15 protein-coding genes are annotated in these 15,623 nt (G+C 66.2%); all 15 read left to right on the forward strand.

What is annotated here, in order from left to right:
• Positions 1 to 170 precede the first annotated feature (170 nt).
• The 15 genes from flhC (DES44_RS08335) to DES44_RS08405 all read left to right on the forward strand — a co-directional run bounded on the left by flhC (DES44_RS08335) (position 171) and on the right by DES44_RS08405 (position 15,563).
• Entirely contained in the window at positions 171 to 707 is a 537-nt protein-coding gene (gene flhC, locus DES44_RS08335) for a flagellar transcriptional regulator FlhC (protein ID WP_058934545.1), read from the forward strand.
• Between the two features lie 9 nt (positions 708 to 716).
• Complete coding sequence (locus DES44_RS08340) at positions 717 to 1,820, forward strand: glycosyltransferase family 2 protein (protein ID WP_058934546.1); 1,104 nt, start codon at positions 717 to 719, stop codon at positions 1,818 to 1,820.
• Between the two features lie 291 nt (positions 1,821 to 2,111).
• Positions 2,112 to 2,435 (forward strand): flagellar transcriptional regulator FlhD, encoded by a 324-nt coding sequence (flhD, locus tag DES44_RS08345; RefSeq protein WP_058934547.1) that lies wholly within the window; start codon positions 2,112 to 2,114, stop codon positions 2,433 to 2,435.
• A 67-nt stretch (positions 2,436 to 2,502) separates the two neighbouring features.
• Positions 2,503 to 3,039: a flagellar transcriptional regulator FlhC gene (flhC, locus tag DES44_RS08350; protein WP_058934548.1), complete on the forward strand. Its 537-nt coding sequence runs from the start codon at positions 2,503 to 2,505 to the stop codon at positions 3,037 to 3,039.
• A gap of 111 nt (positions 3,040 to 3,150) precedes the next feature.
• Entirely contained in the window at positions 3,151 to 3,951 is an 801-nt protein-coding gene (locus DES44_RS08355) for a class I SAM-dependent methyltransferase (protein ID WP_147307023.1), read from the forward strand.
• A 104-nt stretch (positions 3,952 to 4,055) separates the two neighbouring features.
• Positions 4,056 to 4,913 (forward strand): flagellar motor stator protein MotA, encoded by an 858-nt coding sequence (gene motA, locus DES44_RS08360; protein ID WP_058934550.1) that lies wholly within the window; start codon positions 4,056 to 4,058, stop codon positions 4,911 to 4,913.
• Positions 4,914 to 4,934: 21 nt separating this feature from the next.
• Positions 4,935 to 5,879 carry a flagellar motor protein MotB gene (motB, locus tag DES44_RS08365; RefSeq protein WP_058934551.1) on the forward strand — a complete coding sequence of 315 codons (945 nt, stop codon included), beginning with the start codon at positions 4,935 to 4,937 and terminating at the stop codon, positions 5,877 to 5,879.
• A 64-nt stretch (positions 5,880 to 5,943) separates the two neighbouring features.
• Positions 5,944 to 6,336, forward strand: coding sequence for a chemotaxis response regulator CheY (gene cheY / locus DES44_RS08370; RefSeq protein ID WP_058934552.1), 393 nt, complete (start codon positions 5,944 to 5,946; stop codon positions 6,334 to 6,336).
• 18 nt (positions 6,337 to 6,354) lie between these two features.
• Positions 6,355 to 6,993: a protein phosphatase CheZ gene (locus DES44_RS08375; RefSeq protein WP_058934553.1), complete on the forward strand. Its 639-nt coding sequence runs from the start codon at positions 6,355 to 6,357 to the stop codon at positions 6,991 to 6,993.
• 295 nt (positions 6,994 to 7,288) lie between these two features.
• A complete protein-coding gene (locus DES44_RS08380; RefSeq protein ID WP_058937311.1) occupies positions 7,289 to 8,488 on the forward strand; it encodes an EscU/YscU/HrcU family type III secretion system export apparatus switch protein in 1,200 nt (399 codons plus the stop codon).
• A gap of 23 nt (positions 8,489 to 8,511) precedes the next feature.
• Entirely contained in the window at positions 8,512 to 10,611 is a 2,100-nt protein-coding gene (flhA, locus tag DES44_RS08385) for a flagellar biosynthesis protein FlhA (protein ID WP_083525475.1), read from the forward strand.
• Positions 10,608 to 12,308 carry a flagellar biosynthesis GTPase FlhF gene (gene flhF, locus DES44_RS08390; protein WP_058934554.1) on the forward strand — a complete coding sequence of 567 codons (1,701 nt, stop codon included), beginning with the start codon at positions 10,608 to 10,610 and terminating at the stop codon, positions 12,306 to 12,308. The genes flhA and flhF overlap by 4 nt, the downstream gene beginning before the upstream one ends.
• Before the next feature lie 184 nt (positions 12,309 to 12,492).
• The gene (locus DES44_RS08395; RefSeq protein ID WP_116001441.1) at positions 12,493 to 13,311 is read left to right on the forward strand and encodes a MinD/ParA family ATP-binding protein; all 819 of its coding nucleotides are present in this window, start codon (positions 12,493 to 12,495) and stop codon (positions 13,309 to 13,311) included.
• Between the two features lie 23 nt (positions 13,312 to 13,334).
• Positions 13,335 to 14,048 carry an RNA polymerase sigma factor FliA gene (locus tag DES44_RS08400; protein WP_058934555.1) on the forward strand — a complete coding sequence of 238 codons (714 nt, stop codon included), beginning with the start codon at positions 13,335 to 13,337 and terminating at the stop codon, positions 14,046 to 14,048.
• Between the two features lie 129 nt (positions 14,049 to 14,177).
• A complete protein-coding gene (locus DES44_RS08405) occupies positions 14,178 to 15,563 on the forward strand; it encodes a methyl-accepting chemotaxis protein (protein WP_058934556.1) in 1,386 nt (461 codons plus the stop codon).
• Positions 15,564 to 15,623 lie beyond the last annotated feature (60 nt).

Here is a 15,623-nt window from a genome sequence, read left to right on the forward strand (position 1 = left end):
CTGGAACCTGCTGACCAGCCACGGCAAGCCCGCCGCGAACGATTCGGTCTCCCGCCTGCACGCCTCCATCCTGATGGCCGGTCGCCATCACGAAGCGGCCTGAGCTCAGCGCCCGACCGAAGCTTTCCAAGCTCACCCCGTTCCCGCCATCCAGTTCCGAGAGGTTTCCCATGCGCACCAAGTCCATCCTGACCGAAGCCAAGCAGATCGAACGCGCCGTGACGCTGATCAAGCTGGGCGCCCGTCTGCAGGTGCTGGAGTCGGAAACCGATCTGAGCTATGAGCGTCTGCTGCGTCTGTACAAGGAAGTCTCGGGCAAGAGCCCGAGCAAGGGCCAACTGCCGTTCTCGACCGACTGGTTCATGAGCTGGCAGCCCAACATCCACGCCACGCTGTTCATGAACATCCACGAATACCTGAACAAGGTGGCCGAGATGGATGAGATCGACACCGTGATCAAGGCCTACCAGCTCTATCAGGAGCACACCCAGGCCCAGAACCTGGAGCCGCTGCTGTCCGTGACCCGCGCCTGGCGCCTGGTCAAGTTCGTGGACAACGGCATGCTGACGCTGACCAAGTGCAGCAAGTGCCAGGGGCATTTCGTCACCCATCCCCATGAAGTGGCCAAGCACTATGTGTGTGGCCTGTGCAACCCGCCGGCACGTGCCGGCAAGGGCAAGGCCGCTGGCGCACTGCAAATGCACTGATACTGCGTCATGTCCGCACGCTGGCGTACCTGCCTGGTGGTCATCGCCAGGAACGAAGCCGCCCACATCGGGCGGCTGCTGGACAGCGTCCGGCCTTGGGTGGATGACATGCTGGTGCTGGACACCGGCTCCACCGACCCCACACCCATCCTGGCTGCCCAAGCCGGCGCCCGCGTGGCACATATCGCCTGGCCCGACGATTTCTCGCGCGCGCGCAATGCCGCGCTGGACCTCGCGTCCGCGGACTGGCATGTGGTCATGGATGCCGATGAATGGCTGATCGACGGTGGCGAGGCGCTGCAGGCCCTGCGCCAGACGCCGCCAGGCTTCGTGGGCACGCTGGCGCTGGACGACCACTTCGACGACGGCATCGCCCACACGCGGCTGAGCCGGGTGCTGCCGGGCACCGTCCGGTATGCCGGCCGCATTCATGAACAGCCGCGGCATGCGCTGCCCATTCAGCCGCTGCCGGTGCGCATCGGCCATGACGGTTATCTGGGCTCACGCCTGAAAGACAAGCAAGGCCGCAACCGCAAGCTGCTGGAGGCCGCCCTGGCGGACCATCCGCAGGACGCCTACCTCTGGTATCAGCTGGGTAAGGACGCGTCGGTCTATGAAGACTTTGCCGCCAGCGAGGACGCCTTCGCCACCTGTGCCGCCTGCCTGAGCGGGAGCACAAGCGCCAGCACAAGCGGCAGCACAAGCGCCAGCACGAACGTCAGCCCGATCGGCAACCCGTCATGGTGGCCGGATCTGGTGGCGCGTCGTCTCTTTGGTCTGAAGCGCCTGGCACGCCATGCCGACGGCGTGGTCTTTGCAGACAGCCAGCTCGCCGCCTGCGAGCACTCGCCCGATGTCTTCTTCGCGCTGGGCGACCTGCTGCTGGACTGGGCCGCGGAAGACCCCACCCAGGCCGAGGTGTTGCTGCCGATGATCGAAGAAGCCTGGCGCCGCTGCCTGGTCCTGGGCGAACGCCCGGACCTGCCCGGCGCCGTCAGCGGACGCGGCAGCCATCTCGCCGCCCACAATCTGGCCCTGGTGCTGGAAGGGACGGGCAGGGCGGATGAGGCAAAGGCCCTGCGGACCGAGTTTCCCGCCCCTACACGGCCTTGAACTCTGACAGGCTCTGACAGGCCAGGGGATGTCCCTGGAAGGGCTTCCCGGCTGCTTGGCGCACCCGGCCCCTCTCAATCGTGACGTGATGCGCAGAAAAGCAGGGTCGCCTCGGTGCTGATCTGGCAGCTTGTAGGAAGTTCCCTGACAAAGCCGTCGTCCTGCGCCCTAAGACGCTCATAGAAGCACCCTGATGTCGGGTTTGTTTCTCGTTCTCTACAGTTCAACCCATGCCGCGACGTCACCACGACGACGCCCACAAGGCCCCGAACACAGACCGAGGTAAACGAGATGAACGCTGACCAGATCCTTGCTGAAATCCGCGAAGCCAACCTGTCCTACCTGATGCTGGCCCAGAGCCTCATCCGCTCGGACCGCGAGCAGGCCCTGTTCCGCCTGGGCATCTCGGAAGAGACCGCCACGCTGCTCAACACCCTGAGCCCCGCCCAGATGATGAAGGTCGCCGCCGGCAACACGCTGCTGTGCCGCTTCCGCATGGACGACGACCTGGTCTGGGGCCTGCTGACCAGCCACGGCAAGCCCGCCGCGAACGATTCGGTCTCCCGCCTGCACGCCTCCATCCTGATGGCCGGTCGCCATCACGAAGCGGCCTGAGCCCAGCGCCCGACTGAAGCTTTCCAAGCTCCCCCAGCTCCCGCCATCGAGTTCCGAGAGGTTTCCCATGCGTACCAAGTCCATCCTGACCGAAGCCAAGCAGATCGAGCGCGCCGTCACGCTGATCAACCTGGGCGCGCGTCTGCAGGTGCTGGAGTCGGAAACCGATCTGAGCTATGAGCGTCTGCTGCGTCTGTACAAGGAAGTCTCGGGCAAGAGCCCGAGCAAGGGCCAACTGCCGTTCTCGACCGACTGGTTCATGAGCTGGCAGCCCAACATCCACGCCACGCTGTTCATGAACATCCATGAATACCTGAACAAGGTGGCCGAGATGGATGAGATCGACACCGTGATCAAGGCCTACCAGCTCTACCAGGAGCACACCCAGGCCCAGAACCTGGAGCCGCTGCTGTCCGTGACCCGCGCCTGGCGCCTGGTCAAGTTCGTGGACAACGGCATGTTGACGCTGACCAAGTGCAGCAAGTGCCAGGGGCATTTCGTCACCCATCCCCATGAAGTGGCCAAGCACTATGTGTGTGGCCTGTGCAACCCGCCGGCCCGCGCCGGCAAGGGCAAGGCCGCCGGTGGCCTGCAGATGCACTGACCGGCAGTGACCTTGCCGTCACCCACCCAGACGACATCCGGGCCCACCGGCACTGGTCGGCGAGGCCCCGGCTCCCGCACAATGCGGGCGTCCTCCTCCCGGACTGTCGGCTTGAACGACCACCCCGACCCCCTCTCCTCCATGACCTCGGTCAGCGCGGCCCCCACCTGGCGCTGGCCGGCGCTTGCTTTGGCGAGCTGGGCCGCCTGCTGGATCACCTACGCGGGCGTGTCGCACGCCTTCGGGCCGGGCTGGCCGGCCGCCGTGGTCGCGCTTGGGCTGGGGCTGATGCTCGCCGGCCTGCATGCCCAGCCCTGGCGCCGCGCCATGGTCGCCGCCGGATTCCCGCTTGCGCTGCTGGTCAGCGGCGCCGCGCTGCCCGGCTGGGCCTGGCTGATTCCGCTGGCCGTTCTTCTCGTGGCCTATCCGCGCCGCGGCTGGTCCGACGCGCCGCTGTTCCCCACCCCCCATGACGCGCTCAAGGGCTTGCCCGCGGTGATTGCGCTGCGTGAACAAGCTCACGTTCTTGACGCCGGCTGTGGCCTGGGCGATGGATTGGTAGCGCTTCGCCGCGCTTATCCCGCCGTGCGCCTGCACGGGATTGAATACAGTCCGTTCCTGTGGCTGCTGGCCCGGTTGCGCTGCCCCTGGGCCACGGTGTCCCGGGGCGACCTCTGGGCCCAGTCGTGGCGGGAGATGGACCTGGTCTACCTGTTCCAGCGTCCCGAATCCATGCCGCGGGCGCTGGACAAGGCGCTGGCCGAGATGCACACGGGCCGCTGGCTGGTGAGTCTGGATTTTCCGCTGCCCGGGCAGACCGCCCATGCGCAGCTGGAGACCGGCACCCGCCATCGGCTGCATGTCTACCGGATCGAGGACCTGCGGCCCGCGCCGCCCTTGCCGCCGGCTTGAGCGGCAAAAGACCGCTCAAGGCCCGGGGGGCGCCGGTCGATATCAGATGAGACGGGTCGTGCCGGCAACGGACGCGGCGGAATATTCAGGACGGAACCACTTCCATGTTTGTCATCATTGGTTGGGTGCTGGCGTTGGCTTGCATCTTCGGCGTGTTCATCGCGCACGGAGGAAACATCGGCGTGGTGCTGCATGCACTGCCGTTCGAGATGACCACCATCTTCGGTGCCGCCATCGGCGGCATGCTGGCCACCAATCCCCCCAAGGTCATGAAGGCGACCATGAAGGGATTGGGGGAATGCTTCAAAGGCAGCAAATACACAAAGGCCCGCTACATGGACCTGCTGGCGCTGCTCTATGACATCCTGCAAAAGGCCCGCAAGGAAGGCCTGATGTCGATTGAAAAGGATGTGGAAGATCCGCACAGCTCGGCGCTGTTCCAGAAATACCCCACCGTCGGCAACGATCACCATGTTGCGGAATTCATCACGGATTACCTGCGCATGATGGTCTCGGGCAACCTCAACGCCCATGAGATCGAGTCGCTGATGGATGCCGAAATCGACACCCACCACCACGAAGCCTTCCTGGCCGTGCAGGCCATCCAGCGCCTGGCCGGCGGGCTGCCGGCCTTCGGCATCGTGGCCGCCGTGCTGGGCGTGGTGAACACCATGGGCTCGGTGGGGCAACCGCCGGCCGTGCTGGGCGGGATGATCGGCTCGGCCCTGGTGGGCACCTTCCTGGGCATTCTGCTGGCCTATGCCTTTGCCGAACCCCTGGCCGGCGCCCTGGAGGCCAAGGTCGATGAAGCCGGCAAGGAATTGCAGTGCATCAAGACCACGCTGCTGGCGTCCATGCAGGGCTATGCCCCGCAGGTGGCCATTGAATTCGGCCGCAAGGTCCTGTACTCCACCGAACGTCCGACCTTCGCCGAGCTGGAAGGCCACGTGAAGAAGAAGTAACCCAGGCGCAAGGACAGCACCATGGCCGGAGACGCCAAGAAACTGCAGCCCATCATCATCAAGCGCGTCAAGAAGGGCGGCCATGCCGCCCATGGCGGCGCCTGGAAGATCGCCTATGCGGACTTCGTGACCGCGATGATGGCCTTCTTCCTGCTGATGTGGCTGCTGGGCTCCACCACCGAGGGCGACAAGAAAGGCATTGCCGACTATTTCGCCTCGCCGCTGAAGGTCGCCATGTTCGGCGGCTCCGGCTCGGGCGATGCCTCCCACATCATCAAGGGCGGCGGCCAGGACCTCACCCGCCAGACCGGCCAGGTCAAGGCCGGCGATGTGGAATCTCCCCGCAAGACGGTCAACCTCAAGGCCTTGAAAGAAGAGCAGCGCCGTGCAGAACGGGTGCGCCTGCAACAACTCAAGGACAAGGTGGAAAAAATCATTGCCGACAACCCAAAAATTGCGGCATTAGGTGGACAAATACGGCTGGACATGACCCGCGAGGGCTTGCGCATCCAAATCGTGGACGAGAATAATCGTCCTATGTTTGACAGTGGCAGTGCCGTGGTGAAGCCGTATATGCGCGAGCTGCTCCAGGAACTGGGGGGAGTACTGTCCGAGGTGCCCAATCGGCTGACGCTGGAAGGTCATACGGACTCCCAACCGTTTTCCGGAGGCGAGCGCGGATACAGCAACTGGGAGTTGTCCGCCGACCGTGCCAACGCCTCGCGCCGCGAGTTGCTGGCGGGCGGGCTGCCGGACAGCCGGGTACTGCGCGTGCAGGGTCTGGCTTCCAGCAAGTTGCTCGACACCAAGGATTCAAAAAGCCCGGTCAATCGCCGCATCAGCATCATCGTGATGAATCGCGATGCTGAAGATGCAGTCCTGAAGAACTTGACGGATGATGAAGATGCCCCGAGCGAAGCAGCCAGCGAACCGATGGCCGCCAGCCCGGCAGCAGCGGGCCGGTAACCCGCGGCGTCTTTGAAATCCCGGATATCGCCCCCAAGCCCTCCAGTCCCCTCAGAGGAACGCCATGAGCACTGACATGAAATTCTTGATCGTCGATGACTTCTCGACCATGCGCCGGATCGTGCGCGGGTTGCTGAAGGAAATCGGCTACAACAACGCCGAAGAGGCGGAAGATGGCGTCGAGGCCCTGAGCATGCTGAAACAGGCGAAATACGATTTCGTCGTCAGTGACATCAACATGCCCAACATGAATGGCTTTGAACTGCTCAAGGCCATCAAGGAAGACGCCAGCCTCAAGCACCTGCCGGTGCTGATGGTGACCGCCGAAGCCCGCAAGGAAGACATCGTGCTGGCCGCCCAGAGCGGCGCCGCCGGCTACATCGTCAAACCCTTCACCAAGGCGACGCTGGAAGAAAAGGTCCAGAAGATCATGCAGAAACTGGCCGCTGCGGCCTGATGCGTTGGGAGTAGCACCATGCAGATGGAAGAGTTGGCCAAACTGAGTCAAAACGCCACCGAGCCCTTGTCGGTGTCGCCCGAAGTGTTTCAGCAGCTGGGCAATATCACCCGGGTGCTGCATGACACCATGCAGCAACTGGGCGTCATGCCCAAGCTGCAGGTGGCCACGGACGGTCTGCCCGATGCGCGCAGCCGCCTGACCTACATTGCCACCAAGACGGCCGATGCTGCCAACAAGGTGCTCAATCACGTGGACCAGGCCAAGGCCGAGCATGCCCGCATCTCCGCGGCTGCCAACGCCATGGCCCAGGCCATCACCGCCGACCCGGTCAAGGCCGTGGCCACCGGCGCGGTGTTCAACTTCGTCAAGGAAGTCGAGGAATCGACCTCCAAGATCGACAACCACCTGACCGACATCATGATGGCCCAGGACTTCCATGACCTCACCGGTCAGGTCGTCGCCAAGGTCGTCACCCTGGCCAATGACCTGGAAGACAGCCTGGTCAAGCTGCTGGTGCAGGTGGTGCCGCCCGATCAGCGCGAAAAGGTGGACCCCAGCATCCTGCAAGGCCCGGTGGTCAATCCGGAAGGCCGCACCGACGTGGTCAACAACCAGTCGGAAGTGGACGACCTGCTCGCGTCGCTGGGCTTCTGAGTCCGGCGGGCACAGCCCACCCACCCCCCGCCAATCCGCCGCCCCCTGCGGCCGGTCCGATCCCGGGCCGACCAAGCGAGCGGCCCCTCAACAGGAGATCTTCGGATCTCCTGTTTTGCTTTCCGGCCCGTGAGGGCAGGGCGCACGCATCGACGCACTGACGCCGCCCGGCGTCCCGCGCACACCCCGGCGCAAAAGAACCGCCGCTTTCCCCCCTTTATCCGGCTAAAGCCCGGACCCCGGTCGCCGAACAATGGCGGTGCTGCGGCATGGTGCCGTAGACCTGCACCCCGCCATGGCCGACCAAGACGCCCAAGACCGCAACTTACCCGCCTCGCAGAAGAAGATCGAAAGGTCTCGCAAGGAAGGGCAACTGCCGCGCTCCCGCGACCTGCCGCACTTCACCGTGATGGCCGCGGGCGGCGCCATGATGGCCTCGGGCATGCCAATGGTGCTGGAGCGCATGCAGCGGATGCTGGAAGGCGCGCTGCGGTTTGATGCCGAGCAGCTGCGCACCGCCGGTGTGATGACCGAGCGTCTGTCGGGCCTGACCTGGCAGGCCTTTGCGCTGGCCCTGCCGGCGCTGCTGATCCTGAGCGTGGCCGCCATTGCCGGCCACCTGGCGGGTGGCGGCTGGAACTTCACCATGAAGCCGCTGGCGCCCAAGTTCTCCCATCTCAATCCCATCACCGGTTTTGGCCGTCTGTTCCAGTGGCAGAACCTGACGCAGGCCCTCAAGGCCTGCCTGCTGGCCCTGGTGCTGGGCGTCATCGGCGCGCTGGCGCTGAAGGACCGTGTGGCCGGCTTCGTCGGCATCATGTCGGTGCCGCTGCCCGCTGCCATCGCCTATGCCGGCCAGCAGCTGATGGGCGGCCTGATGCTGCTGGGCCTGGCCCTGTTCCTGTTCGCCGCCATCGACCTGCCGCTGCAACGCTTCATGTACCTCAAGCGGCTGAAGATGTCCCGCGAAGAGGCCAAGAACGAAATGAAGGAGGCCGAGGGCAACCTGGAGATGAAGCACCGCATGCGCCAGAAGGCCCGCGAGCTCATCAAGCGCCAGATGCTGGCCGCCGTGCCCAAGGCCGACCTGGTGGTGATGAACCCCAGCCACTATGCCGTCGCCATCCAGTACGACGAAACCAAGATGGGCGCGCCCCGGGTCGTCGCCAAGGGCCTGGACCTGCTGGCTTTCAAGATCCGCGACATCGCCAAGGACAACAAGGTGCCGGTGCTGCGCGCGCCGGCCCTGGCTCGTGCCCTGTACGCCCATGCCGAGATCGACCGCGAAATCCCCGGCGCGCTGTTCGGCGCCGTGGCGCAGGTGCTGGCCTACGTCTACCAGCTCAAGGCGGCACTGGCCGGTCGCGGCATGACGCCGAACGAGGCGCCCAATCCGTCGGTGCCGGACGAGCTCGATCCGCACAAGAAGCCAGGCTGGAAGCCGCCCGCCGAGGAGCAGGACGACCTGTTCCCCGACGCCGCCTCTCAACGTTGAAGCAGATTCAAGAAGGCTGAACCATGAACGAGCTGATGGCCCGTCTGCAAAACCTCCTCGGACCCCGTGCTGCGATCATCAGCGCCCTGGGCGCGCCGATCGCCATCATGATGATCCTGGCGATGATGGTGCTGCCGCTGCCGCCTTTCGTCCTGGACCTGTTCTTCACCTTCAACATCGCCATGGCCATCATGGTGATGCTGGTGGCCTCGCACATGGTGCGGCCGCTGGACTTCGCCGCCTTCCCCACGGTGCTGCTGCTGACCACGCTGATGCGCCTGTCGCTGAACGTGGCCTCCACTCGCGTGGTGCTGATGGAAGGCCACACCGGCGCCGGCGCGGCAGGGCAGGTGATCGAGAGCTTCGGCCACTTCCTGATCGGCGGGAATTTCGCGGTCGGCCTGATCGTGTTCGCCATCCTGGTGGTCATCAACTTCATCGTGGTCACCAAGGGCGCGGAGCGCATCGCCGAAGTCGGCGCGCGCTTCACCCTGGACGCCATGCCCGGCAAGCAGATGGCGGTGGACGCCGACCTGTCCGCCGGCCTGATCGACGAGAAGGAAGCCAAGCGCCGCCGCGCCGAGCTGAGCGACGAAGCGGACTTCTTCGGCTCCATGGACGGTGCCAGCAAGTTCGTGCGCGGCGATGCGGTCGCCGGCATCCTGATCCTGTTCATCAACATCATCGGCGGCTTCATCATCGGCGTGGCCCAGCACGGGCTGTCCGCCGGCCAGGCCGCCGACAGCTACATCCTGCTGGCCGTCGGTGACGCGCTGGTCGCCCAGGTGCCGGCCCTGTTGATCTCGGTGGCCTCGGCCCTGGTCGTGTCCCGCGTGGGCAAGGACAAGGACGTCGGCGCGATGATCGGCAAGCAGGTCTTTGGCTCCACCAAGGCGGTGGCCATCACCGCGGGCGTGGTGGGCGTGGTGGGCCTGATCCCCGGCATGCCGCACCTGGTGTTCCTGATCATCGCCGGCGGCCTGGGCTACCTGGCCTACTGGATGCAGCAGAAGGAAGCCAAGGCCAAGGCCGCCGAAGCCAGCAAGGCCGCCGCTCCGGCCGCGACGGGCCCGAATCCGGATGCCGAAGCTTCCTGGGAAGATGTCGCCCAGGTGGACACCCTGGGCCTGGAAGTCGGCTACCGCCTGATCGCTCTGGTCGACAAGAGCCGCGAAGGCGACCTGCTCAGCCGCATCAAGGGCGTACGCCGCAAGTTTGCGCAGGACGTGGGTTTCCTGCCGCCGTCGGTGCACATCCGCGACAACCTGGAGCTGCGCCCCAGCCAGTACCGCGTCACGCTGCGCGGGGCGGTGATCGGCGAGGCCGAGGCCTACCCCGGCATGTGGCTGGCGATCAACCCCGGGCATGCCACCCAGAAGCTGATCGGCACCCAGACCACCGACCCCGCCTTCGGCCTGCCAGCGGTCTGGATCGAAGACCGGCAAAGGGAAATGGCACAAATGGCGGGCTTTACCGTCGTTGATTGCGCGACCGTGGTGGCCACACATCTCTCACACTTGATGCAAGTCCACGCGGCCCGATTGTTGGGCCGGGTGGAAACCCAGCAGCTGGTGGAACACCTCACCAAGCAAGCGCCTCAGTTGATCGAAGACGTGATTCCAAAGATGGTCAATATCGCCAACCTGCAACGAGTCCTCCAGTTCCTGCTGGAAGAGGGCGTGCACATCCGCGATATGCGTTCCATCGTGGAAAGCCTGGCGGAAAACGCCGGGCTGACCAACGATCCGGCCGAGCTGGCCCGTCGCATCCGCATCCACATCGCCCCGGCGATCGTGCAGCAGATCTACGGACCGGCCAAGGAGCTGGATGTCATCGCCCTCGAACCCGAACTGGAGCGCCTGGTGACCCAGGCCCTGAATTCTCCGCACGGCGCTGCCCTGGACCCCGGCGTGGCTGACACGCTGGCCCGCAGCGCCGCGCAGACCGCCCAGTCTCAGGAAGACCGTGGCCTGCCTGCCTGCCTGCTGGTTCCCGACCTGATCCGCGCCCCCCTGGCCCGGCTCCTCAAGCGCGCTGCGCCGCGTCTGAAGGTGCTGGGTCATAGCGAGATCCCGGAAACGCACACTATCCGCATCGGCTCCATCATCGGAGGCACGGCATGAACGTCAAGCGATTTACCGCCCGCAACACCCGCGAAGCCATGAACCTGGTCCGCCAGGCTTTTGGCGACGACGCCGTGGTGCTGTCCAACAAGCCCTGCCCCGAAGGGGTGGAAGTGCTGGCCATGGCGCCGGAGGGCATGTCGCAGATCGAGCGTGTGGCCGCCTCCGCCCCCCGGGTGGCCGCGCCGCGCCAGGCCCCGCAGGCCAGCGCCCGCGCCGAGCCGCAGCCGCGCCAGGCCGTGAAGCAGCGCCTGTCGGCCCGTCAGGAGCCGGGGTTTGCCAACAGCCAGCCGCCGTCCGTGGGTGACGATGTGAATGCGATGGCCATGAGCACGCTGTCCTTCCAGGACTATGTGCGTGAACGCATGCTCAAGCGCCGCGCGGCCGAGATGAACGGCCTGCCCGACCCGGTGATGGACACGCAGGAGCCGGCCCAGATGCAGGAATCGGTGGCCTCGATGATGGCCGCCCGTGACCAGCGTGCCCGCAGCGCCATGCAGACGCTGGGTGCCCGCCGCGTGGAAGACACGCCGGCCTATGCCGCCCCTGCCCAGCATCCGGCGCATGCGCAGGCCCATGCCCACCAGGCCCACGGCCACCACCACCAGCCGCAGGCGAGCCAGCGCATCGTGCCGCCGGTGCTGCGCGACGAAATCCGTGTGAACGCGCCGGTGCATGCGCCAGACCTCGGCGGCTACGGCGTGCCAAGCCTGGACAGCCTGCCCGCCCGTCGCGAGCAGGAAATGATGACCGAGCTGCGCGCCATGAAGGGCCTGATCGAGGAACGCTTCGGCGCCCTGGCCTTCATGGAAAAGCTGCAGCGCCAGCCGACCCAGGCCCGCCTGACCCAGAAGCTGCTGGACGCCGGTTTCTCGCCGGCCCTGGTGCGCAAGCTGGTGGAAGGCCTGCCGGCCCATCTGACCGAGGAATCCGACTGGAGCGCCTGGGCCGGCAATGTGCTGTCGCGCAATGTCGCCACCGCCGAGCAGATGCCGGCGCTGGAAGACCAGGGCGGTGTCTTTGCCATGATCGGCTCGACCGGTGTGGGCAAGACCACCACCACGGCCAAGATTGCCGCGGCTTTCGCCACGAAGTACGGCGCCAGCCAGCTGGGCCTGATCACCCTGGATGCCTACCGGATCGGCGCCCACGAGCAACTGCGCGCCTACGGCCGCATCCTCGGCGTGCCGGTGCACACCGCCCATGACCGCGCATCGCTGGAAGACCTGCTGGACCTGCTGGCCGCCAAGAAGATGGTGCTGATCGACACCGCCGGCACCGCCCAGCGGGACAGCCGCACCGCCGAGCTGCTGGACATGCTGGCCCACCGCAACATCAAGCGCATCCTGGTGGTCAATGCCGCCCAGCAGGGCGAAACCATCGAGGACGTGGTCCAGGCCTGGCGCGGCAGCGAAGCCCAGGGCGTGATCCTCTCCAAGATTGATGAGGCAGTGAAGCTGGCGCCGGCCCTGGATACGGTGATCCGTCACAAGCTGCGGGTGCTGGGCGTGGCCAACGGCCAGCGCGTGCCGGAAGATTGGCATCGCCTGTCCTCGCAGGCCCTGGTGCAGCGGGCGCTGCGCAGCCAGGGCCCGTCGGCCTGGCGCATGGATGCCTCGGACGTCAACCTGATCTTCGCCTCCGGCTCGGTGCCGGGCGCGTCGGCCGGGGCGATGCCGGCAATGGGAATGAATTGATTGTCCAGTGGCGCTTGTCGCCCAGGGGCGGGACACCGCCGTTGGCACAAGTGCTCAAACGCCCTTCGGGTGCCTGGGGAATGGACTTGAAAAGCAGGGTGATTTGCCCGTTCAATCGAGTCTGGGGATCCGGCACTCAACGCGACACTTCCGGCAACGGACCAGCAGAAATACAGAGCAGCCCATGCGCGACCCGATGAGCCTCAGCAATGCGCCCAAGGACCAGGCCGATGGCCTGCGCCGACTGTTTGCCACCGCCCGCGTTCGCGTGGTGCCGGTGGTGAGCAACCCGCATGTGGTGGGCAGCGGCGCGCTGCTGGAAGGCCTGTGCGCCGCCTTCGGCGAACTCGGTCTGCACACCCTGGTGGTCGATGCCGGCGAGCAAGCCGCGGCCGCCTCCGAACTGGCCGCGGTCGATCTGGCCGCCTGCGTGGAGCCGCTGTCGGCCCGCGTCTCCTTCCTCGCTGCGCGCGGCCTGCCGATGCGCTATGTCAATGCCAACGGCTCGGCCGCCCAGTTCCTGGAAGCGGTGACCGACGCCGCCCCGTTTGCCGATGTCGTGCTGCTGCACGCCAGCGCGGCGGAACTCTCGCGGGTGCTGGTCTCCCGCGAAGTGCGCCCGGTGCTGCTGGCCGACACCGATGTGCAAAGCGTTACCCATGCCTACGCCGGCATGAAGTGGCTGACCCAGCGCGCCGGCCTCATGGTCTACAGCCTGCTGCTGGCCTGCTCGCCGCAACTGCGCCTGGCCGAGCGCATCGCCCAGCAGCTCTCCAGCTGCGGCGACGGTTTCCTGGGCGCGGTGCTGCGGGAATGGAGCTGCCTGGATCCCAAGCAGCCGGTGTCCGCGCCGCTGAGCCCTGAACTGCGCCACATGGCGCGCGAACTGCTGCTGGCCTCGGTGCCGGGTGCTGCGCTGGACAGCGCCGCCGAAGCCATGCCGCTGCGTCCGCGTCCGATGTGGCAACCGCCTGCCACGCGTGCGCAGGTGTCGTCTCACTGAGCGTCCGGGTCTTGGAGACAAGCATGTATACCGCCAAGGGCCAACTCGACAACAACACGCTGATCCGCCAGTACAGCCCGCTGGTGCGCCGCCTGGCGCATCAGATGATCGCCAAGCTGCCGGCCAATGTGGAACTGGATGACCTGATCCAGGTCGGCCTGATCGGCCTGACCGATGCGCTCTCGCGGTTCGACACCGCGCAGGGCGTGCAGTTCGAGACCTTCGCCACCCAGCGCATCCGCGGCGCGATGCTCGACGAACTGCGCGGCTCCGACTGGATGAGCCGCGGCAGCCGGCGCCAGCAGCGCTCGATCGAATCGGCCGTGCACAAGCTGGAGCAAAAGCTCGGCCGTGCGCCGCAGGAATCCGAGATCGCGCAGGAAATGGGCATCAGCCTGGCCGACTACCAGGAGATGCTCTCGAAGGTGCGCGGCACCCAGCTGGTCTACCTGGAAGACATCTCCGGCGACGACGACAGCGACGACTACCTGGACCGGCATGTCGGCGACGACACCGCCGACCCGATGAGCATGCTGCGCGACCACCGCATGCGCGAGGCGCTGGTGGAGGCCATCAAGAACCTGCCCGAGCGCGAGGGCTATGTCATGTCGATGTATTACGAGCACGACATGAACCTCAAGGAAATCGCGGCGGTGTTGAAGGTGACCGAATCCCGGGTCTGCCAGTTGCACAGTCAGGCGATTGCCCGCTTGCGCGTGAAGCTGCGCGACTGGTAAAAGAGACCGCTGGGGGCCCGCCAGAGGGAGGCGACCCCCAGGCCTGGAAGTTGCCCGAGCAACACCAGGCCCACCAGCTTCTGGAAAGGCCGCTCATCCTGGGCGGCTCGGAAGCCACAAGGAGCGGCGATGTGGGAGACATGGCGCCGGCGCGGCCCGAAAGACGGCAACGCGCCTGACGCAACGAGGGCTGCACTGGATGCAGCCCCAGGCGGAATCAACGATGCAGCAGCCACCACCCGTGTGGTGCGGGAGCTGTCCGGCGGCGTGTCCCGGCTGGGCCGCGACGCGGCCGAAGTGCGCGGCCTTCTCGAAGATACGCAGAAGGTCGTGTTGTCCCAGGCCCAGGCCATGCAGGCGCTGGGCAGCGAGCTGGACCAGGTCCGGCATGCCCAGGACGCCATCAATCAATCCACCTCCCAGACCCGCGAAGCCGTGGGCCGCGCCCGTGTGGCGCTGGCCGGCGTCGGGGACGAGGTCGGCGGCATCATGACCACGCTGCGGCAGGTGGCGGATGCGGCCTCGGACATCACCCGCATTGCCCTGCAGACCCGGCTGGTCGCATTCAACGCCTCTGTTGAAGCCAAGCGGGCCGGTGAGGCGGGCCGCGGCTTCGGTGTCGTGGCCGATGCGGTCAAGGACCTGGCCGCGCAGGTGGAGGCGTCCTCCAAGGCCATCATGGGCACGGTGGGCACGCTGGACACCCGCATCGAAGCCTTCAGCCGTGAACTGCATGCGCAGGGCGGCCCGGATGGGGTGGGGCAGAGCACCATCCACCGCGCCTTTGCCGATGTCGAGACCGATGTGGACCTGATCTCCCGGTCCGCCCAACAGAGCCAGCTCACCACCCAGCAACTGGCGGAGCGTTCCGGCGAACTGGGGCTGGAGATCCAGCAGGCGATGAAGAAGCTGGAGTCCGCCTTCGCCTGCAGCGACCGCTTCCTGCGCCTGTCCGAGCAGATGATCGAGCAGATCGCCTCCAGCGGCGTGCCGGTGGATGACTCGCCCTACATCGAGGCCGCGCAGCGCGCCGCGTCAGAGATCACCGCGCTGCTGGAAGAGGCCCTGGCCGCGCGGCGCATCGATGCCGCCGCCCTGTTCGACGAACAGTATCAGCCGCTGCCCGGCACCGATCCGCAGCAGTTCCGCACCCGCTTCACCGAACTGGCCGACCAGCTGTTCCCCGCGGTGCAGGAGCGCATGCTGACCTTCTCCGACAAGGTGGTGTTCTGCATCGCAGTGGACCGCAACGGTTATGTGCCCACCCACAACAAGCGCTACTGCCACCCGCAGCGGGCCGGCGAGACGGCGTGGAACACGGCTAACAGCCGATACCGCCGCATCTTCAACGACCGCACCGGCCTGGCCTCCGCCCGCAACCAGCGGCCCTTCCTGCTCCAGACCTATCGCCGCGACATGGGCGGCGGCCAGTTCGTCCTGCTCAAGGAGGCGTCCGCGCCCATTACCGTGGCCGGACGTCACTGGGGAGGCCTGCGGCTGGCGTTCGGTTTTTGACGCCGGTGTCTGATGCCGGGTATTGAGGGATGACGGACGCTGATCACCGGCTACGAGCCT

The sequence above is a fragment of the Roseateles depolymerans genome (assembly GCF_003387155.1).
GTDB lineage: Bacteria > Pseudomonadota > Gammaproteobacteria > Burkholderiales > Burkholderiaceae_C > Roseateles > Roseateles depolymerans.

Excerpts from the sequence above, each read along its gene's own strand:
- flhC (WP_058934545.1), top strand. The coding sequence starts at position 171 with ATGCGCACCAAGTCCATCCTGACCGAAGCCAAGCAGATCGAACGCGCC.
- DES44_RS08340 (WP_058934546.1), top strand. The coding sequence starts at position 717 with ATGTCCGCACGCTGGCGTACCTGCCTGGTGGTCATCGCCAGGAACGAA.
- flhD (WP_058934547.1), top strand. The coding sequence starts at position 2,112 with ATGAACGCTGACCAGATCCTTGCTGAAATCCGCGAAGCCAACCTGTCC.
- flhC (WP_058934548.1), top strand. The coding sequence starts at position 2,503 with ATGCGTACCAAGTCCATCCTGACCGAAGCCAAGCAGATCGAGCGCGCC.
- motA (WP_058934550.1), top strand. The coding sequence starts at position 4,056 with ATGTTTGTCATCATTGGTTGGGTGCTGGCGTTGGCTTGCATCTTCGGC.
- motB (WP_058934551.1), top strand. The coding sequence starts at position 4,935 with ATGGCCGGAGACGCCAAGAAACTGCAGCCCATCATCATCAAGCGCGTC.
- cheY (WP_058934552.1), top strand. The coding sequence starts at position 5,944 with ATGAGCACTGACATGAAATTCTTGATCGTCGATGACTTCTCGACCATG.
- DES44_RS08375 (WP_058934553.1), top strand. The coding sequence starts at position 6,355 with ATGCAGATGGAAGAGTTGGCCAAACTGAGTCAAAACGCCACCGAGCCC.
- DES44_RS08380 (WP_058937311.1), top strand. The coding sequence starts at position 7,289 with ATGGCCGACCAAGACGCCCAAGACCGCAACTTACCCGCCTCGCAGAAG.
- flhA (WP_083525475.1), top strand. The coding sequence starts at position 8,512 with ATGAACGAGCTGATGGCCCGTCTGCAAAACCTCCTCGGACCCCGTGCT.
- flhF (WP_058934554.1), top strand. The coding sequence starts at position 10,608 with ATGAACGTCAAGCGATTTACCGCCCGCAACACCCGCGAAGCCATGAAC.
- DES44_RS08395 (WP_116001441.1), top strand. The coding sequence starts at position 12,493 with ATGCGCGACCCGATGAGCCTCAGCAATGCGCCCAAGGACCAGGCCGAT.
- DES44_RS08400 (WP_058934555.1), top strand. The coding sequence starts at position 13,335 with ATGTATACCGCCAAGGGCCAACTCGACAACAACACGCTGATCCGCCAG.
- DES44_RS08405 (WP_058934556.1), top strand. The coding sequence starts at position 14,178 with ATGTGGGAGACATGGCGCCGGCGCGGCCCGAAAGACGGCAACGCGCCT.